The 22063-nt window shown below is 64.1% G+C and carries 23 protein-coding genes; 9 read left to right on the forward strand and 14 right to left on the reverse strand.

The annotated features are described in order from the left end of the window. Nucleotides 1-212 precede the first annotated feature (212 nt). A complete protein-coding gene (locus PMN64_RS08980) occupies nucleotides 213-521 on the reverse strand; it encodes a GcrA family cell cycle regulator (protein ID WP_411780438.1) in 309 nt (102 codons plus the stop codon). 127 nt (nucleotides 522-648) lie between these two features. On the opposite strand from PMN64_RS08980, the gene PMN64_RS08985 reads away from it, so the two are divergent. The 3 genes from PMN64_RS08985 to PMN64_RS08995 all read left to right on the forward strand — a co-directional run bounded on the left by PMN64_RS08985 (nucleotide 649) and on the right by PMN64_RS08995 (nucleotide 3040). Next, nucleotides 649-1287: a helix-turn-helix transcriptional regulator gene (locus PMN64_RS08985; RefSeq protein ID WP_304496288.1), complete on the forward strand. Its 639-nt coding sequence runs from the start codon at nucleotides 649-651 to the stop codon at nucleotides 1285-1287. 161 nt (nucleotides 1288-1448) lie between these two features. Next, nucleotides 1449-1724 carry a hypothetical protein gene (locus PMN64_RS08990; protein ID WP_038383504.1) on the forward strand — a complete coding sequence of 92 codons (276 nt, stop codon included), beginning with the start codon at nucleotides 1449-1451 and terminating at the stop codon, nucleotides 1722-1724. Nucleotides 1725-1888: 164 nt separating this feature from the next. Continuing rightward, on the forward strand, nucleotides 1889-3040 hold the full coding sequence (locus PMN64_RS08995; protein ID WP_028343186.1) for an OpgC domain-containing protein: 1152 nt from the start codon (nucleotides 1889-1891) through the stop codon (nucleotides 3038-3040). 84 nt (nucleotides 3041-3124) lie between these two features. Here the strand turns inward: PMN64_RS08995 and PMN64_RS09000 are convergent, their stop codons facing one another. From PMN64_RS09000 to PMN64_RS09045, 10 genes are all read right to left on the reverse strand, one after another. Next, a complete protein-coding gene (locus PMN64_RS09000; RefSeq protein WP_411780439.1) occupies nucleotides 3125-3979 on the reverse strand; it encodes an HpcH/HpaI aldolase/citrate lyase family protein in 855 nt (284 codons plus the stop codon). Between the two features lie 3 nt (nucleotides 3980-3982). Further along, entirely contained in the window at nucleotides 3983-4438 is a 456-nt protein-coding gene (locus PMN64_RS09005) for a MaoC family dehydratase (RefSeq protein WP_016847346.1), read from the reverse strand. Next, on the reverse strand, nucleotides 4439-5215 hold the full coding sequence (locus tag PMN64_RS09010; protein WP_411780440.1) for an enoyl-CoA hydratase/isomerase family protein: 777 nt from the start codon (nucleotides 5213-5215) through the stop codon (nucleotides 4439-4441). Nucleotides 5216-5231: 16 nt separating this feature from the next. Further along, nucleotides 5232-6431 (reverse strand): CaiB/BaiF CoA transferase family protein, encoded by a 1200-nt coding sequence (locus tag PMN64_RS09015; protein ID WP_411780441.1) that lies wholly within the window; start codon nucleotides 6429-6431, stop codon nucleotides 5232-5234. Nucleotides 6432-6541: 110 nt separating this feature from the next. Next, nucleotides 6542-7258 (reverse strand): ABC transporter ATP-binding protein, encoded by a 717-nt coding sequence (locus tag PMN64_RS09020; protein WP_075968245.1) that lies wholly within the window; start codon nucleotides 7256-7258, stop codon nucleotides 6542-6544. Further along, complete coding sequence (locus PMN64_RS09025; protein ID WP_411780442.1) at nucleotides 7255-8013, reverse strand: ABC transporter ATP-binding protein; 759 nt, start codon at nucleotides 8011-8013, stop codon at nucleotides 7255-7257. The genes PMN64_RS09020 and PMN64_RS09025 overlap by 4 nt, the downstream gene beginning before the upstream one ends. A gap of 2 nt (nucleotides 8014-8015) precedes the next feature. Next, nucleotides 8016-8795: an SDR family NAD(P)-dependent oxidoreductase gene (locus tag PMN64_RS09030; protein WP_411780443.1), complete on the reverse strand. Its 780-nt coding sequence runs from the start codon at nucleotides 8793-8795 to the stop codon at nucleotides 8016-8018. Further along, nucleotides 8792-9820, reverse strand: a complete 1029-nt coding sequence (locus PMN64_RS09035) for a branched-chain amino acid ABC transporter permease (RefSeq protein ID WP_069275404.1) — start codon at nucleotides 9818-9820, stop codon at nucleotides 8792-8794. Before PMN64_RS09035 ends, PMN64_RS09030 begins: the two co-directional genes overlap by 4 nt. Beyond that, entirely contained in the window at nucleotides 9817-10719 is a 903-nt protein-coding gene (locus PMN64_RS09040) for a branched-chain amino acid ABC transporter permease (protein WP_411780444.1), read from the reverse strand. Before PMN64_RS09040 ends, PMN64_RS09035 begins: the two co-directional genes overlap by 4 nt. Before the next feature lie 98 nt (nucleotides 10720-10817). After that, on the reverse strand, nucleotides 10818-12077 hold the full coding sequence (locus PMN64_RS09045) for an ABC transporter substrate-binding protein (RefSeq protein WP_411780445.1): 1260 nt from the start codon (nucleotides 12075-12077) through the stop codon (nucleotides 10818-10820). Nucleotides 12078-12248: 171 nt separating this feature from the next. On the opposite strand from PMN64_RS09045, the gene PMN64_RS09050 reads away from it, so the two are divergent. The 5 genes from PMN64_RS09050 to PMN64_RS09070 all read left to right on the forward strand — a co-directional run bounded on the left by PMN64_RS09050 (nucleotide 12249) and on the right by PMN64_RS09070 (nucleotide 18223). Further along, on the forward strand, nucleotides 12249-13742 hold the full coding sequence (locus PMN64_RS09050) for an AMP-binding protein (protein ID WP_411780446.1): 1494 nt from the start codon (nucleotides 12249-12251) through the stop codon (nucleotides 13740-13742). Next, nucleotides 13739-14383, forward strand: a complete 645-nt coding sequence (locus tag PMN64_RS09055) for a TetR/AcrR family transcriptional regulator (protein WP_028343196.1) — start codon at nucleotides 13739-13741, stop codon at nucleotides 14381-14383. Before PMN64_RS09050 ends, PMN64_RS09055 begins: the two co-directional genes overlap by 4 nt. Beyond that, nucleotides 14380-15153: an SDR family NAD(P)-dependent oxidoreductase gene (locus PMN64_RS09060; protein ID WP_304496300.1), complete on the forward strand. Its 774-nt coding sequence runs from the start codon at nucleotides 14380-14382 to the stop codon at nucleotides 15151-15153. Before PMN64_RS09055 ends, PMN64_RS09060 begins: the two co-directional genes overlap by 4 nt. Before the next feature lie 9 nt (nucleotides 15154-15162). Then, the gene (locus PMN64_RS09065) at nucleotides 15163-17085 is read left to right on the forward strand and encodes a flavin-containing monooxygenase (protein WP_411780447.1); all 1923 of its coding nucleotides are present in this window, start codon (nucleotides 15163-15165) and stop codon (nucleotides 17083-17085) included. A gap of 508 nt (nucleotides 17086-17593) precedes the next feature. Then, entirely contained in the window at nucleotides 17594-18223 is a 630-nt protein-coding gene (locus PMN64_RS09070; RefSeq protein WP_028343198.1) for a 2-hydroxychromene-2-carboxylate isomerase, read from the forward strand. A gap of 39 nt (nucleotides 18224-18262) precedes the next feature. Here the strand turns inward: PMN64_RS09070 and PMN64_RS09075 are convergent, their stop codons facing one another. Together PMN64_RS09075 and PMN64_RS09080 are read right to left on the reverse strand one after the other, a co-directional pair. Then, nucleotides 18263-19273 (reverse strand): glutathione S-transferase N-terminal domain-containing protein, encoded by a 1011-nt coding sequence (locus PMN64_RS09075; protein WP_028343199.1) that lies wholly within the window; start codon nucleotides 19271-19273, stop codon nucleotides 18263-18265. Then, nucleotides 19270-20766: a M81 family metallopeptidase gene (locus tag PMN64_RS09080; RefSeq protein WP_028343200.1), complete on the reverse strand. Its 1497-nt coding sequence runs from the start codon at nucleotides 20764-20766 to the stop codon at nucleotides 19270-19272. Before PMN64_RS09080 ends, PMN64_RS09075 begins: the two co-directional genes overlap by 4 nt. A gap of 187 nt (nucleotides 20767-20953) precedes the next feature. On the opposite strand from PMN64_RS09080, the gene PMN64_RS09085 reads away from it, so the two are divergent. Then, entirely contained in the window at nucleotides 20954-21748 is a 795-nt protein-coding gene (locus PMN64_RS09085; protein WP_035632604.1) for a class II aldolase/adducin family protein, read from the forward strand. 57 nt (nucleotides 21749-21805) lie between these two features. On the opposite strand, the gene PMN64_RS09090 is transcribed toward PMN64_RS09085, so the two are convergent. After that, on the reverse strand, nucleotides 21806-22063 hold a 258-nt coding region (locus PMN64_RS09090), incomplete at its 5' end, for a transposase (RefSeq protein WP_411780448.1).

A 22063-nucleotide genomic window follows, 5' to 3' on the forward strand; every position in this document is an offset into this window, starting at 1 on the left:
CCACCCAACCATGCGCGTCACGCATTGACCGCTTCGCGCGCTCCGACGGGATCGTACGGCTTCCGGCGCTTGGCTCGCGGCATTAGTAACCTCTAAGATTTCTGATGATAGGCGCGCGGAGGCCTCCGCGCGATCGCGGTTGCGGACCGATGTCCGTCGGTCAGGTGATGAACTGCCTCAACCGGCCCCGATGGCTTGAAGCCAGGCGGCGCTCAATACCGGCCCCGCCGTGGCTTCAGGATCGCTTCAGTGAAGATCTTTGGCCCGTTAAGCAGATCCGGCGTCAGTTCGGCGCGCCCTTCACGCAGCCGCCCGATCCTTGGGAGCTCCGGCAGGGACGGCTCGAGGCTTTCGAGGCCCACCAACCCCATGCGCTGCGCTCGGCTGAGCGCCGCGTTGCGCGTATAGGCCGTATTGAAGGTAGCGTTGATCGTGTCAGCGATTTCCGAATAGGACAAGCCGCGGGCGCGGAGGTCCTGCAAGGCTGCCGAATGCTCCGGCAGCCAGTTCATCGTTTCCATTCCAAATTCCCATTTCTGTCATTCCGCCGGCGCCTCGCATACCTTCCGATATTCCGAAGAAAAAGTCAAGCTTGTTTCTGATAATCGTAACGGATATAGTGTGTCCGGGTTTGGGAAAGGATGAAACATGCTGGACGCGGCACTGATCGAACGAGCACTGGAAAAGACCGGGAAGAGCAAAGGCGGGCTTGCCCGCGCGATGGGGGTTCGGGCTGGGGCCGTCTCCGAAATCCTGTCGGGAATAAGGTTGATCAAGGCATCCGAGATTGCCCCGATCATGGAGTATTTGGAGCTGAATTCGGTGCCGATCGTGGGCCGGGTCGGCGCCGGCGCCTCGATCCAGCCGGAGCTTGAGCAGGTCCCGCCGGAGGGGCTCGGCGAAATCGAGCTTCCGTTCCCGGTGACGGAGGAGACCGTCGCTTTCGAGGTCTCGGGCGATTCGATGCTGCCGAAATACGAGAACGGCGACGTCATCGTGGTGTATCGCGAGCAGCGCTATCCGCTGTCGAGCTTCTACGGAGAGGAAGCCGCGGTCCGGCTGAAGAGCGGCGAGCGGTATCTGAAGACGATCGAACGCGGCAGTTCGTCCGGCACCGTCAACCTCAAGAGCTTTAATGCCAAGCCGATCAACGGCGTAAAGCTCGAATGGATCGGCGAAATCTGCGTCACCCTGCCCCGCGGCCAGATCGAAAGGCTGCGCGGCAAGTCGGCGGCGAAGGGTCGCAAATCTGCCCGGACTCAGGGCGGGCGATCGTCCGAGAAGTAACCGTGTTGCTTCAGGGACCGGCCGGACCGATTCGGACGCCTTCGAGCCGAATCGGTCCGGCTATGCATGCGTGAATTTCGGTTTTCAACAATTCACCTTGACATACTTCCGATTATCGGAAATAATGCCCGGTGACAGTCAGAACATCGAACGATCAGGCAATGCAGTATTTCGTCGTGATGATCGACTATGGCCGCCGTGGCCGCGAGGCGATCGTCGATCCCGAAATGACACGACGCGACGTCGTCTCACGAATCGCCTCGGGAGAATATGCGAACATCAGCTTCATTCACGAGATTGCCGAGCGTTCGGTCGAGGATGTCACGGACGATCTCCTGGCCGAGGCCGCCTTGCCGGAGCTCCCCGTGACCGGCGCGAACCTGCAAGCCAATACGCTCGATCACGCCCGCGACCTGCGCAAACACGAGCCGGTCTGACACCGCTCACGAGTTGATTGCGAAAACGTGATCTTTCTTGAGCCGGCCACTTGGCCGGAACCCGAAACGGACTAGATAGGGTTCACGCAAAGTCTATTCGGACCAGGCGCGGGTTCCCTCTAGATTAGCGATTCGTTTCTCGGGCCGGCAAATTTCAGCTTCAGATGACTTCGACAACAAACGCCGAGATCGCGAAAGCCGATGGCGATCTCAGGATCGCGCTGCTGCTTGGCATCGCAAACTGGTTTCTGTTTCTGGACCATATTCCGCACAACGTTGTCGGCGCGCTGACCATGCGCAACTTCGGCTTCAGCGGCGCAACCGACCTTTTTGTGTTCGTGGGCGGCTACGCCGTGACGCTCATCTACGCCAGGATGACGCTGGAACGCGGATTCCTGGTGGCCGCAACCCGCATCTTCAAGCGCGTATGGCAGCTCTATGCCGCCTATATCGTTCTGTTCGTGATCTATGTCGAGTTGATCAGCTATGTCGCCACCCGGACCGCGGCGCCCGAGATCATCAGCGAGTTCAACATCACCGGATTCATCGACCACCCGATCCGGACGTTGATCTACGGCCTGTTCCTGCAGGCCAAGCCGCTCAATCTCGACGTGCTGCAACTCACCATTGCCTTGATGGCGTTCCAGCCCATCATCGTGTTCGGGCTGTTGTACGTGCCGAACGTGACGGTCGTCGCATCCGTGACCCTCTATGCGGCCGGCCGGCTGCTCGACTGGAACCTGTCGTCATATCCGTATGGCGACTGGTACCTCAATCCGTTCTGCTGGCAATTGCTGTTCGTGATGGGCGGTTGGCTCGCGCTGATCGGCACGCGATATACGCCCGCGATCCGCGCGATGCAGGCGGCTCCCGCGCTGCGCGCCATGGCGTTGCTGTATCTGCTGTTCGCCCTGACGATCGTCTCGAGCAGCGATATCCCGGCACTCGCGCAAATGATGCCGAGCGGGCTGAGCGATATGCTGCCGCCAAACGACCGGGAGGATGTCGCACCTCATCGCATCCTGCACTTCCTGACCCTGACGTTCCTGTTCACGTGGCTGGTGCCGCGCGATTGGGAATACCTGCGATCTCCCGCCTTGCAGCCGATCATCAAGTGCGGCGAGGAATGGCTCGCCGTGTTCTGTGCAGGCGTCTTCCTCTCATTCGCTGCGCACCTGATCTTGATTACGGGCCCATACTCACTGGCAAGGCAGGTCGCGGTCAGCATCGCCGGTATCGCGGCGATGACGGCCGTCGCCTACTACGTCTCGTGGTCAAAGCAGCAGGACGGCAAGTCGGCCGTCGCTCATTCCTGATTCCTGCGGTTAGTCGATCGCCAGCGACCGCCGCAGCCGCGCCTCACTATCGCGCAACATGGCGGTGTCCGGCCCGCCTGCCGACTATTTCCTGCGCGACGCCAGGATCTTCTCGGCGGCGCGCAGATGCGGCTTGTCCAGCATCTTGCCATCCATCTTGGCGACCCCCGACGGGTTATTGGCGAACGCGGCGATCACCCGCTCCGACCATGCAATCTCCTCATCCGTCGGCATGAAGGCCGCGTTGACGACGTCGACATGCTTGGGATGGATCACGGCTTTGGCGAGGAAGCCATCCTGGCGTGCGGCGACCGCCTCGGCCTTCAAGGCATCGAGATCGTTGATGTCGGTCGCGATGGTGTCGATCGCGACGACGCCGGCGGCGGCCGCGCCGATCAGGCAGAGATCGCGCGCCAGGATGAAGGGCGAGTGATAGCGGCCATCGCTGCGATTGCGCGTTGCCCCGAGCGAGGCTGCGAGATCCTCCGCGCCCCACATCATGCCCCATAGCCGCGGGCTCATGTTCTCGAAATCGAGGATTTTCAGCACCGCCCGCGCCGTCTCGGTCGCGACCGTCACGATCCGCGTGGTGCCTTGTGCGATATCAGAGGCTGCCTCGAATGCGTCGAGATAGAGCGCGAGCCGGTTGACATCGGCGGCACCGGCGCACTTCGGCAGCACGATTCCATCCGGTTTGCCGGGCATCACGGCGGCGAGATCGCCGAGCGTCAGGTCGGTGTCGAGCGCGTTGACGCGGATATAGAGCTTCTGCTCTGGGTTGCGCACATCGAGCATCTGGCGCGTGATCTCGCGCGCGACCACCTTCTGGTCCGGCGCGATGGAATCCTCGAGGTCGAGGATCAGCGCGTCGGCTGCGGTCTTCTTCGCGCTTTCATACTTCCGGGTGCTGTCGCCGGGAACGAACAGGAACGATCGCATCGCTTACGCCTTCGGCTTGCAGTGCATCAGGCCGGTGCGGCGGCAGCTCGCCACCACCTCGCCGCGCTGGTTGGTCATGGTGTGCTCGAACTCGACGATGCCTTGGGTCGGCCGCGACTTGCTGGCGCGCTTGCCGATGATCCTGGTGTGCGCCTTCAGCGTGTCGCCGTGAAACACCGGCTTCGGGAACTTGACGTCGGTCATGCCGAGATTGCCGACGGTCGTTCCCAGCGTCGTATCGTACACGCTCATGCCGATCATGATGCCTAGCGTATAGAGGCTGTTGAACAGCCGCTGGCCGAACTCGGTCTTCTCGGAGAAATGCGCGTCGATATGCAACGGCTGCGGGTTCATGGTCAGGAGGCTGAACATGGTGTTGTCCATCTCGGTCACGGTGCGGCTGAACTCGTGATGGAATTCCTGTCCGATCTCGAACTCCTCGAAATACAATCCAGCCATTTAGCGTCCCTTGTAGTTGGGCGTCCGCTTCTCGACGAACGCATTCAGCCCTTCCTGGCAGTCTTCCGTCGATGCGACCACAACAAAGCTTTCCGCCGTGTTTTCCACCGAGCGGCGGAAATCGGCATCGACTGCGCGCATGAAAGCGTCGCGGCCGATCTTCATCACGATCGGCGATTTGGCCGCGAGCTTGCGTGCGATCTCGCGAGCCCGCGCGAGCGCGGTGCCCTTCGGCACCACCTCGCTGAGCAGGCCCATGCGAAAGGCGGTCGCGGCATCAAAGGGCTCGCCAAGGAACAGCGGGCCGAATGCCTGGTGCTTTCCGACCAGCCGCGGCAACTGCACGAAATGGATCGCCGGGATCAGGCCGACATCGATCTCGGGATAGCCGAAGGTCGAGCCGTCGCCCGCGACGATCATGTCGCAGGAGATCGCGATCGTCATGCCGCCGGCGCGTACCGCGCCATCGATCGCCGCAATCGTCGGCTTGCCCATGCGATACTGCGTATCGTTCAACGCGAAGTATAGCCGCTCGAGGAATGTCTTGGTCTCGATCGCGGGCTTGCCCCTGACGATGTCGAGATCGAGGCCGGCGCAAAACACCTTATGGGCGCTGCTGACGATCACAGCCCGCACCGCCTCATCATCGCGCGCCTTCGCCAGCGCCGCCAGCAGCGCGTCGATCAGGGGGATGCTGAGCGCATTCACCGGCGCGCGATCCAGCACGATCTCCGCAATCTGGTCGGTGACCGAGTAACGAACGAGGTCGGTGCTCATGATGTATTGCCTCCCGTTAGCTCTTGGCCTGCCGCGCGGCGCCCGACAGCAGCAGGCCGTCGATCTCGGCGGAACCGAAGCCTGCCTCCGTCAGCACGGCGCGGCTATCCTGCCCGACGTCAGGCGCGGGGCAAAGGTGATCCTCGGACAGGCTCGCGATCCCCGGCGTGCGTGGCGTATAGACCGCGCCGACGCCAGGTGTGTCCTGGCGCACCGATGCCCTGGTCGCCTCGACATGGACATTGCGCAGCCATTCGCCGGGATTGAGGATCCGCTCGGCGATGATATCGGCCGCATGCAGCCGCGTGAGCCAGGCATCCGTCGCCTGGGTCAGGAACACCTCGCGCAATTGCGGGATCAGCGCGTCGGCCGCATCGGCGCGGCTGGCGAAGTCGGCAAAACGCGGATCGCCGGCGAGATCCTCACGGCCGATCACACCGCACAGCCGCTTGTATTGCGGCTCGTTCACCAGGGTGACCATCATCCAGCCGTCATGGGTCTGGTAGGTGCCGGCCGGAACGTTCAGCGCGCGCGGCGCGCCGCCCTCGAGGATGAACTCCGCCACCTTGTGACCGAGCAGCGCCGACGTCGACTGGCAGAGATTGACGTCGATCCAGCGGCCGGTGCCGACGGTCGCACGCGCGAACAGCGTCGTGGCGATGGCCTGGAACGCATAGACGCCGGTGACGACGTCGGAAATCGTGGTGCCGACCCGATGCGGCACGCCATCGGCGCCGAGATTGACCGAGACCAGCCCCGAGAACGCCTGCGCGACCGAATCCGAGCCGGGCCGCTTGGCGTAGGGGCCGCTCTGCCCGAAGCCGCTGACCGACAGATAGACCAGGCCGGGGTTGTCGCGCGACAGGCCTTCATAGCCGAGCCCGAGCCGCTCTGCGACACCCGGGCGAAATCCTTCGATGAAGACGTCGGCCTCGCGCGCCAACCGCTGCGCGATCGCGATCCCGTCCTTGTGCTTCATGTCGAGGCACAGGCTGCGCTTGCCGCGGTTGTAGACCGCCGACAGCGTCGTGTGATTGCCGTAGGTCGTGCCGAGATAGCGCGACCAGTCGCCCTCCGGCGGCTCGACCTTGATGACGTCGGCGCCGTAGACACCGAGCAGCATCGCGCAATAGGGCGAGGCAATCCCCTGCCCGAAATCGAGTACCTTCAGCCCGCGATACGGCGCTTCATGCGTCGGCGTCAGCTTGCCCGCCATTTGTCCTCCCATCGCTGTCGAAGAGCCTTGTCCTTGGGGCATGATCCCCGTGCAAACGCTGCGCGTTTGTCGCGAGGGAAAACCGCTGCGCGCTTTTCCCGGATCATGCCCTACAGCGCCAGATAGCGCTGCCGGATGTTGTCGTTGGCCTTCAGCTCTTCGATCGAGGATGTGTAGACGATCTGTCCCTTGTCGATAACCGTCGCGTGGCTCGCAAGGCCAAGGCAAAAATGCATGTTCTGCTCGGCGATCAATACTGTGGCACCGGTGCCGCGGAGCTGCCGCAGCAGTTCGCCAATGCGCTGCACGATGATCGGAGCCAGCCCCTCGCTCGGCTCATCCAGCAGCAGCAGCACCGGATTGCCCATCAGCGTGCGGGCGATCGCCAGCATCTGCTGCTCGCCGCCGGACAGCCTTCCGGCGATCCGGTGTCGCAACGGCTCGAGCAGCGGGAACACGTCATAGACACGGCGGATCGACCACTCGTCCTCGCCATCGGGCCCCTTCTTCTGGCCGATGACGAGATTGTCCTCGACGGTATGCTCGGGAAAGATCTGGCGGTCTTCCGGCACGAAGCCGAGCCCGGCCCGCGCGATGTGATGCGGCCGCATTCCCGAGACCACCTGGCCGCGCAGGGTCACCCTGCCGCGGTGCGCCGGCGCCAGTCCCATGATGGCCTTCATGGTGGTCGACTTGCCGGCGCCGTTGCGGCCGAGCAGCGCCATGGTCTCGCCCTGCCGCACCGACAGGCCGACGCCGAACAGGATCTGGCTGGTACCGTAATAGACGTCGAGGTCCTCGACCTGCACCACCGGCTGCGCGCTCATGCCACCGCTCCCGCGTGGTCGTCGCTGCCGAGATAGGCCTCGATCACGGCATCGTTCCTGCGGATCGCGTCCGGCGTCCCGGTCGCCAGGATCCGGCCGTAGCACAGCACGACGATTTGGGGCGCGATCTTGAACACGATGTCCATGTCGTGCTCGATGAACACGACGGTGATCTTCTGCTTTTCCCAGAGCTCGCGCACCTTGTCGATCATGCGCCAGCGCTCCTCGGTACCCATGCCCGCGGTCGGCTCGTCGAGCAGCAGCACCTTGGGCTCGAGCACCAGCGCGAGCGCGATATCGAGCAGCTTCTGGTCGCCATGCGACAGCGTCGCCGCGGTCCGGTTGCGCTTACCGGCGAGGCCGAGCAGCTCCATCGCATGCTCGGCGCGGTCGCGCGTCTCGGCCAGCGGAAACCGGCGATGCATCACGCCGGCGCGGCGCTGATCGGCACAGACTGCAGCCAGCATCGTCTCCTCCACCGTCAGCGACGGGAAGATGCTCGCGACCTGAAAGGCGCGGCCGATGCCATGGCGCACGATCTCCGGCGGGGCCTTGCCCGCCATGTCGACGCCGTTGAGCAAGATCTGCCCGGCATCAGGTTGCAGCGCGCCCGTCATCAGGTTGAAAAATGTGCTCTTGCCGGCGCCGTTGGGACCGATCACGGCGGTGAGCGAACCGTCGGCGAAGTCGAGCGAAACGTTGTCGGTCGCCTTGACGCCGCCAAAGGATTTCGAGAGTCCGCGAATCTCTAGCATGGCTAGCCACTCGCCTCCCGTAGACCGCCATACGTGCTCCACGATGTGCCGGCAAGCCAGCCGCAATCGACCGGCACGTTGGCGCCGGTCATCGCCGAGGCCGCGTCGGAGGCCAGGAATGCGACGACGCGGCCGATCTCCGAGGGATCGACGAGGCGGCGAAGTGCTGCATTGGCAGCCAGCGCCGAGACATCCCGCTCTCCGCGATCGATGGCATTCTTTAACGCCGGCGTCAGCGTATAGCCAGGGGACACCGCATTAGCGCGGATGCCGGACGGCCCCCATTCGGCCGCGAGGCATTCGGTGATGGCGATCACCGCCGCCTTGGCGGGCGCATAGGCATGCAGCGGCATCGAGCGCATGCCGGCAATCGAGGCGATGTTGACGATGCTGCCGCGCTTGCGCGCGATCATCTGCCGCGCAAAGGCAACGCAGGCGACATAGGTGCCGCGCTGGTCGACGCGCACGACGTCGTCCCAGGAGGTCATCGGCAGATCGTGCGGCCGGACCGGCACCTGGATGATGCCGGCGCTGTTGACCAGCACCGCGACCGGACCGCAGTCGCGCTCGATCGTGGCCGCACAGGCCTCGACGCTGCGCTCGTCCGCCACATCGGCCGCGAACGCCTTGCCGCCGACTTCCGCCGCAACCGTCTGCGCCTTGGCGAGATCGCGGTCGAGAACGGCGACAAGATCGCCGGCCGCCGCGAGCTCACGCACGCACGCCGCGCCGATGCCGCTGGCGCCGCCGGTAACGACGCTGATCCGCGTCTGTGCACTCATGGCGCGCGCTCCCCGGCTTCTCCGCGACGCTGCGCGAACCATTCGACGACAAAGTCCATCAGGCCCTTTCGCAGGCCAATGGCAAAGAAAAGGATCACGATGCCGAGCACGATGCCGTGATACTCGGTCAGGCGGGTAACGGTATCGTTGAGGATCAGCAGCAGCACCGTGCCGACCATCGGTCCGAGGAAGGTTGTCACGCCGCCGAGCATGTTGATGAAGATGCCCTCGCCCGAGATCGTCCAATAGGCAAATTCGGGATAGGCGCCGGAGACGAACAACGCCATGATGATGCCGCCGGTCGCGGCGAACAGCGCGGCGAGCACGAAGATCGTCAGCTTGGCGCGCCAGACATCGATGCCGATGAAGCTCGCCCGGGTGGCGTTGTCGCGGATCATGCGCAGCGTGTAGCCGAACGGTGATTGCGCGATCTGGCGCATGAGCAGCAGGCCGATCACCAGCAGGGCGCAGCTCGTGATGTAGAGATGCAGATGGTTCGACAGATCGATGCCGAGAAACGGCGGCCGCGGAATCCCGCCGCGCAGGCCTTGGTCGCCGCCGGTCAGCGATTGCCACGACAGGATGGTCGAGTGAATCAGCATCTGGAATGCCAGCGTGACGAATGCGAAGTAGATCTCCTTCAGCCGCACGCAGATCGCGCCGATGACGACGGCAACGACCAGAGTCATCGCCAGCGTGGCGACGAAGGCCACCGGGATCGGCACACCGGTCTTCTGCATCATCAGCCCGAAACCATAGGCACCGAGGCCGAAGAACATGCCGTGGCCGAACGAGATCAGTCCGGTGTAGCCGACCAGAAGGTTGAGCGACGTCGCGAACAATCCATAGGCGGCGCAGCGGATCACGAAGTCGAGCAGCTGCTTGCTGCCGAACAGCACCGGAAGCAGCGCGAGCAGGACAAAAGCCACGAGCGCGATCAGCACATCGCGGTAACGCTGCGGCCTGGCGTCGATCCGGGCAACATCGAGGGGCTGCGTGCCCTGCCCGGCCTGCAATTCGGTCATGCGACCTCCTTGCCGAACAGCCCGGTCGGACGCGACACCAGCACGATCACCATGAACAGATACATCAGGCCCTCGGTGAACAGCGGGAAGCCAAGCGATCCGAACGAGCGGATCAGCCCGATCAAAAGCGCGCCGATCAGCGCGCCGAGGATCGAGCCCATGCCGCCGATCACGGTCACGATGAAGGACTCGATCAGCACCGAGAACCCCATGCCTGGCGTCAGCGAGCGCACCGGCGCAGCAAGCGCCCCCGCCAGTCCCGCCAGCATGCCGCCGAGCGCGAACACGCCGCCATAGATCAGCCCGGTATTGATCCCCAGCGCCGAGACCATGCCGGGATTATGCGCGGCCGCACGGATCACCTTGCCGATCCTGGAGCGCGCCACCCCCAGACCGAGAACAACGGCTGCGGCGAGCGCCACCCCGATCAAGAGCAGATAATACGGCGGTACCACGCCGCCGGCGATGAACAGCGGCGGCACCTGGAACGCGGCCGGCATGCCCATCGACCTGAATTCGGGCCCCCAGATCATGCGGACCACGTCGTCGAAGATCAGCACGAAGGCGTAGCAGACCAGGAGCTGCATCAAGACGTCGCGGCCGTAGACCCGGCTCATGAACACGCGCTCGAAGATCAGGCCGAGGATTGCGGTGCCGACGGCGCCGCTCAGCATCGCCAGCGCGAAGCTGTCGGTGAGCTGATAGGCCGTCATCGCGAAATAGGCGCCGAACATATAGAAGGCGCCGTGGCTGAAATTGACCACCTTGAGCACGCCGAAGATCAGCGTCAGCCCAACGGCGACAAGGAACAGCAGCATGCCGATGATCAGGCCGCTGGTGGTTTGCGTCACCAGGCAAGCAGGGCTGGCGAGGCAACTGGCGAGCGCGTCGAGGTCCACGGAAAATCATCCATCACGGCGGGCCGCAACGTCGGCGCGCGACAAACATCAGATGCGAGGCGGAGGCAGCAGGCTGCAGCCTCCGCCGCACACGCGGATCAGGTGTAGCCCTTGCTCTTCTTCCACTCGGCTTCGAGCTCGAAGATGGTCTTCCAGTCTCCGGCCTTCACATCGGGCACGTAGGGCTCCTGCGGGATCGTGGTGCCCCAGCCGATGGCGTAACCGACCAGCGTGTGGTCGTCGGCGCGCATGGTGACGGTGCCGTCGGCGCCGAACGGGCACTTGATCGTGAGGCCGGTGAGCGCTTCCGCGACCTTCTTGCCGTCGGTGGAGTTCGCCTTCTTGACGGCCTCGTTGAGGAACATGACCGCCGTGGCGTTCTGCCACGACCAGTTGGTCGGATACTCGTTGTACTTGGCCTTGTAGGCGTCGCCCCAGGCGGCATTTTCAGGCGTCGGCGGGAATGTCTTGATGTAGCGGTCGCCGGAGTGGATGCCCTTGGGCAGGTTCTTCACCACCGTGAGCGCAGTGTAGTCGGCCATGTTGACCGCGAACACCTCCATCTGGGTGAACATCGCGTAGATGTTGGCCTGGTCGATGTAGGAGGTGAGATCGCCGCCCCACAGGCAGGAATAGAGTGCCTGCGGCTTGGCCTGCAGGATCTTCGTCACCACCTCGGTGTAATCGGGCTGGAACAGCTTTGGCCAGGACTCGCTGATGATCTCGACGTCGGGCGCGAACTTCTTCAGATACAGCACGAACTCGCCGGTGGTGTCGCGGCCATACGCGTAGTCGGGCGAACAGGTCGCCCATTTCTTCAGGCCCTTGGCCTTGGCGATCCGTGCCGCGTAGCTGGCGCCGACGATAGAGTCATGAATGCCCTGCCGCACGCAGCGGAAGGCGTTCGGAATGTGCTGCTTGGGATCGGCGGTCAGCGATGACGCTTCCGAGCAGGTGTGGATGCACAGCACGCCGAGATCGCGCGCCACTTCGTGAACCGCGAACGATCCCGAGGACGCTTCGCCGTCAAGCAGCATCTCGCAGCCGTCGGTGTTGACGAGCTCGCGCGCGATGCGCGCGGCTTCCTGCGGCTGCCCCTTGGAGTCGCGGATCACCATTTCGATCTGCCGTCCGGCAAGGCCGCCCGCGGCATTGACCTTCTCGACCTCCAGCAGCACCGCGTTGCGCGAGGACGTCCCGAGCTGCGCGACGCGGCCCGACAGAATGGTCGGCATGCCGATCTTGATCGTCTTGGCCTGTGCGCGCGCCACCCATGGCGCGGCAAAGCTCACCGCACCGGCGCCCATCAGCGCAAGCGTCGAGCGCCGGGTGATGCCCGGTTTCCGGGTCCTCTTCATCATTCCCCTCCCTGTCGGGTTCGCGTTCCCAAAATCCCTGCCGGAGATCGTTTCGTCTCCATGACCACAATGTTTTCAGAGCAAGGGGGGTGACGTCAAGCCAAAGATGAATTACGACTCATAATTCATCTAGGGAGAAAACGGCGCCGGAATCGGCCCCGCCAGCGGCAAATGATCAACCTTTCCAGCTTCATCGCATTTCATGCCCGGCGGACTCCGGACCGCTGTGCGCTGAAATATCGCGGCGAGGACGTCTCCTACGCCGAATTTGATCTGCGGATCCGGCAGGTCGGCGGCTGGCTCGCGGGGCGCGGGGTCGCGCCCGGCGATGTCGTCGCCGTGCTGATGAAGAACAGCACGGCCTTTCTCGAGCTGGTGTTCGCGACGAGCCATATCGGCGCCGTGTTCCTGCCGATCAACTATCGGCTGTCGGCCGACGAGGTCGGCTACATCGTCGGCAATTCGGGTGCGCGCCTCTTGGTCGCCGACGAGGAATTCGCCGCGATCGCGACCGGCGCGCCCGTCGTGCTGCTCGATGAGGTCGCGCAGTCCAGCGTCGCCAACCTCGCGCCCGACATCGCACCGGCGCCGATCCATGTGCGCCGGCCGCGCGACCTGATGCGGCTGATGTACACCTCGGGCACGACGGATCGTCCCAAGGAAGTGATGCTCACTTACGAGAACATCTACTGGAAGTCCGCCGACCAGACCCTGGTGCTTGGACTCAACGCCGACACGCGGCTGCTCGTCGTCGGCCCGCTCTATCACGTCGGCGCGCTCGACCTGCCCGGCATCGCGGTGCTCTGGCATGGCGGCATGCTGTGCATTCACCGAACCTTCGAGCCCGAGCCGGCGCTCGCCGCGATCGAGCGGGAGAAACTCAACGCGGCATGGTTCGCGCCGGTCATGACCACGGCGCTCCTCACCTGCCCGAACCGCGACCGCTACGACGTCTCCAGCCTGCAATGGGCGATCGGTGGCGGCGAGAAGACGCCGGAGCTCCGCATCCGCGCCTTCTCGGACTATTTCAAGAACGCGCGCTACATCGATGCCTACGGCCTCACCGAAAGCTGCGGCGGCGATACCTTCATGGACGCGGGCCGCGAGATCGAGAAGATCGGCTCGACCGGCCGCGCCATCGCCCATGTCGAGATCGAGATCCGCGACGATGCCGGCAAGCGCCTGCCGGCCGGCCAGAACGGCGAGATCTGCCTGCGCGGCCCGAAGGTCACGCAGGGCTACTGGAAGGATCCGGAGAAGACCGCATCCGCGTTCTTCGGCGACTGGTTCCGCACGGGCGATGTCGGCTATCTCGACGATGACGGCTTCCTCTATCTGACCGACCGCAAGAAGGACATGATCATCTCCGGCGGCGAGAACATCGCCTCCTCCGAGGTCGAGCGCGTCATCTACGAAATGCCTGAAGTGCGCGAGGTCGCGGTGATCGGCCTGCCGGACGCGCGCTGGGGCGAGAAGCCGGTCGCGATCGTGGTGCTGGCCGACGACGCCAAGCTCGACCTGCCCGATCTCGCCGATTTCTGCCGAACACGGCTCGCCGGCTTCAAGGTGCCGCGGCAGCTCGTCATCCGCGACAGCCTGCCGCGCAATCCATCCGGCAAGGTGCTCAAACGCGTGCTCCGCGCCGAACTCGAGGCCACCGCATGACGCAAGCGACATCCGCCAAAGTGACAAAACTCAACCGGGTCGAGCGCAACGCCTGGACCAAGCAGAAGATCTTCGACGCCGCGACCAAGGTCGTCGGCAAATACGGCTATGCCGAAGCCTCGGTCGCGCGCATCACCGAAGCCGCCGGCGTCGCGCAGGGCACCTTCTACAATCATTTCGAGAACCGCCAGGAGCTGCTCGACCAGCTGCTGCCGAAGATCGGCCTCGACATGGTCCGCTTCATCCATGCGCGCACCGGCACCGCGAGCGAGGCCCGGCAGGAGGTCGAGCGCTTCAGCGCCTTCTTCGATTTCATCCGCGAGGTGCCGGAATTCCTGCGCATCCTCAACGAGGCCGAATTCTTCGCGCCGATCGGCTACCAGAAGCATTTCGACAACATCTCGAGCGCCTATGTACGGATCCTGCAACGCGCGCGGGCTGCGGGTGCGACCAACACCTTCAGCGACGAGGAATTCGAGGCCATCGTCCAGGTGCTGATGGGCGCGCGCGGTTATCTCAGCCGCCGCTACTCCTATTCCGAACGCGGCGTCACCGCGGTGCCCGACTATGTGATCACGGCCTATCAAAAGCTGGTCACCCGCGGCCTGTTCACCACCAGCGACAAGGGAAGAAAATCATGAGCGCTGAGGGCACAATCCTCGTCACAGGCGGCAGCCGCGGCATTGGCGCGGCGACCGCGACACTGCTCGCCGATCAGGGGCATCGCGTCGTCATCGTCGACATCGCACCCGAGCCGCTGGTTGGAACAGCCGCCGTCCTGTGGCCGGCGCCGTTCGACGTCGCGAGCGAGAGCGCCGTTGTCGCGGGCATTGCCGATATCGAGACTGCGCATGGTCCGATCAGCGGCCTCGTCAACGCCGCCGGCGTGTTCGGCAAGATGCACACGATCGAGCGGGTGCGGATGGAGCAATGGGACCGCGAGGTCAATATCGACCTGCGCGGCACCTTCCTGGTTGCGCGCAGCGTCGGTATTGGAATGGCGAAGCGGCGGCATGGCGCGATCGTCAACGTCGCCTCGGTGGCCGGCATGACGTCGGGCCCGATCCACGCCTATACCGCGGCAAAGGCCGGCGTCATCCAGATCACGCAGACGCTCGCCGCCGAATGGGGCCGCACCGGCGTCCGCGTCAACGCGGTGTCGCCCGGCTTCACCCGCACGGCCGCGCTCGAAGCCGGCATCGCATCGGGCGCCCTCGACAAGGATCTGCTGGCACGGCCGACAGCAATGAACCGGCTGGTCGAGCCGATGGAAGTGGCGCAGGCGATCGCCTGGCTGCTCTCGCCGCAGAGCAGCGGCGTCACCGGCATCAACCTGCCGGTCGATGCCGGCTACATCGCAGGCACCACCTGGGCCGCCTATGGCGGCCTGCCGGAAGCCCCACGTAGCTGAGGACAACGCATGAATATCGAGCTTTCGCGCAAACACCTCGATCTGTCCTCCGCCATCGCCGAGGGCGACATCCGCGTGCTGCTGATGGTGCTGGTGCACATGACCGGCGACGAGAAGTGGCTCGAGCCGCCCTACAAGCCGAAGCGCGACGTCCGCCTGATCCCGGATCCCGACGCGGGCGTGCCGAAGCAGATCCAGGACGAGATTCGCGCGGCCGTCCTGAACCTGTTCGCGCACGGCACGCCCAAGCCCGTCATCACCGATCCCGGCGATGAGCTGATGCTGCGGATGATGCGCGCGACGCTCGGCGAGAATGTCGCGCCGGAATATGCCCCGCTGATGCGGGAGGAGATGGGCTTCGTTCCGCGCGACGCGCGCTGGCGCGAGCGCCCTTCTGGCGAGAAGCTGGCGCAGCAGCATGTGCTGATCGTCGGCGCCGGGGTCTGCGCGATCGCGCTTGGCGTTGCGCTCGGCCGGCTCGGCATTCTCTATACGATTGTCGAGAAGCAGGACGAGATCGGCGGCACCTGGTACGTCAACCGCTATCCCGGCTGTGGCGTCGATACGCCGAACCACTCCTATTCCTTCTCGTTCGGCGCCCGCAATCCGTGGACCCGCTATTTCGCGCAGCGCCAGGAGCTGCTCGATTATCTGCTCAAGGTCGTGCGCGAATACGACATCCGCAAGCACGTCCGCCTCAATACCGAGCTCGTCGCCTCGCGCTGGGACGAAGGCAAGCGGCGCTGGATCTCGACGCTGAGGACCGCGGGCGGCGAAGAGACCTTCGAGTCCACGGCGCTAGTCAGCGCGATCGGCCAGCTCAATGATCCCTTGCCTGCCCGCTTTGAGGGAGACGAAAACTTTTCCGGTTTGAAGGTTCATTCGGCGCTGTGGTCCGACGACATCAAGCTCGACGGCAGGCATGTCGCCGTGATCGGCACCGGCGCGACCGCGATGCAGCTGGTGCCGTCAATCGCCGACCGCGTCGCCTCGGTCACCGTCTACCAGCGCACCGCGCAATGGGCGCGGCCGGTGAAGGGTTATTCCGATCCGATCACCGAAGGTGCGCAGTGGCTGCTGGCGCATCTGCCGTTCTATGTGCAGTGGTATCGCTTCAACATGTTCTGGCGTTACGGCGACGGATTGCTGCCGTTCCTGCGCAAGGATCCGGCCTGGCCGCATCCGGACCGCGCCGTCAACAAGGGCAACGACCGGCATCGCCAGGAGCTGGCCGACTTCATCCTCTCCGAGCTGAAGGATCGCCCCGACCTGATCGAGAAATGCATGCCGACCTATCCGCCCTACGGCAAGCGCATCCTGCTCGACAACAACTGGTTCAAGACGCTGACCAAACCGAATGTCGAGCTAGTCACCGACAAGATCGACCATTTCGCCGCGGACGGAATCGTCACTGCCGACGGCACATCGCGGCAGCACGACGTCATCGTGATCTCGACCGGCTTCAAGGTCTCCGAGATGGCGGCGCGGCTCAACATCACCGGACGTGACGGCAAGAACCTCAAGCAGGCGTGGCGCGACGACAATCCGACCGCCTATCTCGGCCTCACCGTGCCTGATTTCCCCAATCTCTTTCTGATGCTCGGCCCCAATTCAGGGCCTGCGCATGGCGGCAGCGTCATCTTCCAGTCGGAGTGCCAGAGCCGCTACATCTCCGCCTGCCTTGTCGAGATGATCGAGAACGACATCGCCGCGATCGACGTGCATCCCGACGCGCATGACACGTATATCCGCGACGTCGACGCCGAGCATGAGCAACTGATCTGGACGCATCCGGGCATGACGACCTACTACCGCAACAGAAGCGGCCGCGTGTTCTCGGCGATGCCGTGGCGGTTCGTCGACTACTGGAAGATGACGCACGATCCGGATTTCAGCCAATATCGAAAGACCAAGTCGCGACAGGAATCCTGACCTGAATTACCCCGCTCGTTAACTTGACAGATGGCCATAACTGCCGCAGCATTTCGCCGACTGCACCTGTTGGGGTGCTGGAGCGCTCGCTCCTCGCGTCGCAGGAATTGACGGACGATTATGGGATCGGCCGCCAGGCAGCAGAAGCGGACAGACGTCCGTCGGCCCACCTCTTGGAGAGGAGCATGACGCCACCGGCGCAAGCCAGCGACCTTGCTCAGCGGCAAGGTCTCGGTGCACGTTGAGGCGAACAGCAGCTGCTAGCCGCGTGCACTGCCGACAATCTGAACATATCCGCAGGACAGGAGCGCAAAGGCCACGCGCTTTTAGGTCCCGAAACACCACTGGTCTACACCAGAGATCCTTCGCTAAAACGAAGTAGCAGGGCCCCGCGATGCTTGACTGCACCGGGGCCCGTTCGTTTGCCCGCGATTTCCTCTTCGTCACACCCGCATTGCGCCACCGCGCGGGATCGGGAACAATTATCCTGACGAGGCGAGGAACGATGATGGAAAAGCCGCGGGTCCGAATTTACACCGACTACAAGTCTCCGTATGCCTATGTCGCCAACAAGCGGCTGTTCGAGCTCGAGGAGACGTACGGCGTCGAGCTGGAATGGCTGCCCTACACGCTGCGCATTCCCGAATTCATGGGCACGGTCGAGGAGCGCACGCCGCACTTCTGGCGCAAGGTGCGCTACGCCTACATGGATGCGCGCCGGTTCGCCAACGTGCAGGGACTGACCATGAAAGGCCCACGCCGGATCTATGACGCCTTCTACGCCAGCGCCGGCATGCTGTTCGCGCAGCGCCACGGACTGTTCCGGCCCTATCACGACACGGTGTTCCGGAAATTCTGGAACCACGAGCTGGAGATCGACAAGCTGTCCGAGATTGCCGGCGTGATCACCGCCGTCGGTGGCTCAACTGAGGCCTTCGATGCCTATGTTCGCGGCCCTGCCCGCGCCGAACATGACCGCATCATCGACGAGGCCGAAGCGCTCGGCGTATTCGGCGTTCCCAGCATGGTGTTCAACGGCGAATTGTTCTGGGGCGGCGACCGCATCGACATGCTGATCGAGCGGATCAAGCAGCCGGAGACGATTGCGATCGCGCTTGGCAGCCGGCATCGGACGTAGGCGCCGACCGTTTCGAATCTGCCTATCGTCGCGGATCGATCAGCCTCCGTTCAGGATCGCCCAGCACCCGGTGCGTTCCAGCACGGGTTTCAACGCCGCGCGCTCGCCGGCATCGAGCGCAGTAAACTTCTCGCGCAGCTGCCGCAGGCATTTGACCTGATATTTGAACGGCGCCAGTGCATAGGGCAGTCCCCAGACGTTGATCTCGAGCCGCTCGAGGCCGTTCGCGAATGCATCCGCATTGGCCTCAAGGAACGGCAGATAGAGCTCGCCGGCGATCCGCAGCAGCGCCTCCGCGAACCCGCCAAGCGCCTGCTCACGAGGATACCAGCTGCCCTCGACACCTGACGCGTCATCGAGCCGCCGCACCCAGTGATCGGTGAACGGCGCACGTTCCCGCATGATCCGCATCGGGGTCGGGTCGGTCGCCATCTCGCTGAGCTGGCCGAACCAGGCAAAATCCGCCAGCGACGGCCGGCTGCCGAACAGATAATTCGTCATGCCGACATGCGGCTCGAACGCCGCAAGCGTCCGCCGGTAACTCTCTTCCAGCAGCGGCCTGTTCTCATCCGTCGCGCCGAGAACGACCATGCGCGAAATCTGCCGCAGACGGAACTCCTCGATCTCGTCGCGGCTGCCGGCCTCGGCCTCCGACGTCGACCATTCCTCGCCGGCCCAGCGCGAGACATAGGCCTGATCTTCCGGATCCCACCAGCGATAGAGAAACAACGGCTTCACCGCCCATTCGTCGGCGAGGTCCTCGAGCAGATCGCAGATGAAAGCGATGGCCCTGTCTTCCGGGATCACCGACCGTCCCTGATGGCGCGCCTCCAGATCATAAGCCAGTGTCGTGGTCTCGCCGCGATAGCTGCCGTCGGGATATTGCAGCACCGGGATCAGCATCGGCTTCAGATGCGCGGTTGCCTCGCGCAAGGCCTTGGTCATGATCACCCAATCGTGCGGAATCCGCCGGTAGCGCATCAGCGCGCGCAGCTTGATCGCATAGGGCGAGGCGGTCGAGCCGATCAGGCGATAGCGGTTTTCCGTCATGACGATTGCTCCGAAAACGCCGGATTGCCGTACGGGTAGAACCGCGCGAGATCGACGTTTTTGTACGGCAGCTTGTCGAGACGCGTCGTGCCGAGGAACGGCTGCTCGGGCTCGACCAGGAGGATCGTGCTGGCAAAGCCGTTGTCGTCAAAACCGCGCCGGAAATGGACCCGCGACTTGATCGCCATCACGTCAAAGGTGCCGATGTCGGGCACCAGCGCCTTGAGCGAAAACGGCTCCATGACCTGCACCAGGTAGGTGGACAGGATCAGCACATTGTTGCGGCCGAAGCGCACGCAGACCCAGAACTGCCCGTAGCCCTCGCCCGCAGCCGAGATGGTGCCCTGAATCCGAACCGGATCGCCCGCCGACTCGTCGGCAAGGCCGCCGATCTCTATGTCGAAGGCATCGCCGGCCTTCGCGCCGGCGGCCTTGAGGCTTGCCGTCGCCCTCGCGTCGGCAATGGTTGCGATGACAGTGTTGGCGAGGTCCTGCGCGATGATCTCACGCAGCAGCCAGGTCGCCGACCCCGACCGGTCGCTGTGATCGGCCAGCACCACCGGCGTGTTGCCAGCGGCGACGGCCTGCTTGGCCAGCGCGACGCCCTCGGCGATGCTGTACAGCCTGGTCGATTGCAGCAAGGCTTCGCGCAGCCGCCAGATCGTGCCGGCGAGATCGCGCGCGACCTGCTCGGCGAGCTTTGGATTGTCGTTGGTCAGAACCTGAACGGTCATGCCGACATCGGGAACGTCCGCGAACGGGAAGCCGAAGAAGATGTTGACGTAGACGTCGACCTCGCGGGCCTCCCAGACCAGCGCGCGCTGCACGAGATCCATCCAAGGCCGCGCCCCGGTCCATTGCAGCACGGTGGGCGAGATCACGGGAACCTTGATCGTTCTGTGCGTCGGCTTGTAGGCGCCGCGGATCGCCCGCACCAGCATGCGTGCCGCGCGCTCACCCTGCAGATGCGCGTCATAATGCGGGAAATATTTGACCGCGAACGCCATGTCCGCCTGCTCGAGGAACGCCTCGTCCTCATTGCCGTGCGGATCGAACGTCGCCGCAATGAAGGCGGAGCGGCCGACCACTTCGCGGACCTGCCGCGCCAGATCGGCCTCCGGCCGCGGCACGTCGCGCACGGCCATCGCGCCGTGCAGGCACAGATAGACGCCGTCGAACGGGCCCTCTTCCTTCAGCCCGTCGATCATCTTGCCGGCAAAGGTGCGATAGGCTTCCTGGGTGATCCAGCCAGACCCGGTGTAGGTCTTCGGCCAGAGCGGGGATTCGATGCCGACCAGCTCGACCTCGGAGAACTCGCGTGCCACCTGCACGAAGCCGCCCATATAGTTCTTGGGATCGAACTGCAGCAGCGCCTCGCCTTTGGCCGGCGAGCCCGGATAGATGAAGTCGTCGAGCGTGGTCTCGTTCGGCAGGAACGAGACGGTTTCGTGGGAGAAATGCAGGACGGCGATACGTATCTTGCGATCGCTCATTTTGGTGCGCCTCGGCTGTTTTCCGCATTGTGGCATTGAAGGCGCGGCGCGCCAATCCGCATTCGGTTTTTGCCCGCCAGCCCTGCAAATACACAGACGCGCCAAAGCTTGCCGCCGCGCGGATTCTGCTATGGTCCGCCGCAACAATCGGGCCCCGGCCCCGCAGATATCTCGAGGAGAGAACGCCATGAATCCCCCCGTCAGCTCGCCCGCGATCAAGGTCGTCAAATCCGTCCGCGAGCAGGTGAGCGCCGAGGAGTGGCAGGCCCGCGTAGATCTTGCCGCCTGTTATCGGCTCACGGCGATGTACGGCATGACCGAGATGATCGCGAACCACATCTCCTGCCGCGTGCCCGGCACCGCCAACCAGTTCCTGATCAATGCCTACGGCATGCTGTACGAGGAGATCGACGCCTCCAGCCTGATCAAGGTCGACGTCGAAGGCAACACGCTGCTCAACGCAACCGACTATGACGTCAATGTCGCGGGCTTCGTCATTCATAGCGCCATCCACATGGCCAAGCACGACATGGATTGCGTCGCGCACACCCATACCCCGGCCGGCATGGCGGTCTCCGCGATGGAATGCGGCCTGCTGCCCCTGGCGCAGACCTCGATGCGCTTCCTGCACATCGCCTATCACGACTTCGAGGGCATCGCCGACAATGTCGACGAGCGCGAACGCCTGGTCCGCGACCTCGGCGACAACGAGGCGATGATCCTGCGCAACCATGGCCTGCTGGTTGTCGGCCGCACCGTGCCCGCCGCCTTCAACGTGCTGTTCCGCCTCGAGCGCGCCTGCCAGACCCAGGTGATGGCGCTGTCCTGCAACACCAAGCTGATCTATCCGCCGCAAAATATCCTCGAAGACACCTATGAGCGGATGCTGCCGAAGCCCGGCCGCGCTGCCCGCAACGGCGAACTCGCCTGGCCCGCGCTGCTGCGCAAGCTCGACCGGGCGGATCCGTCGTATCGGGATTGAGAGCGAAAGCCGGCGCAGGCTTTCTCCATTCGTCGTCCCGGCGAAAGCCGGCAACTGTTATGTCGGTTTGGTCTGTAGGTACGGCTTTCGGTCTCGCATCATGGCATTGAGGACCGTGAGCAGCTTCCTGGCGACGGCGATGAGGGCGAGTTTGGCTGGTTTTCCGGCCTGTCGCAATCGTGCATAGAAGGCCTTGAACGGATCAGCTCTGCGAACTGCGTTGAGGGCCGCCATATAGAGGGCGTCACGAACGCGCTTTCGGCCGCCCGCAATCTTGCGCTTGCCGCGGAAGGCGCCGCTGTCGACGTTGAAGGG

The sequence above is a fragment of the Bradyrhizobium sp. UFLA01-814 genome, from assembly GCF_046718885.1.
In the GTDB taxonomy this organism is placed as follows: Bacteria; Pseudomonadota; Alphaproteobacteria; order Rhizobiales; family Xanthobacteraceae; genus Bradyrhizobium; species Bradyrhizobium elkanii.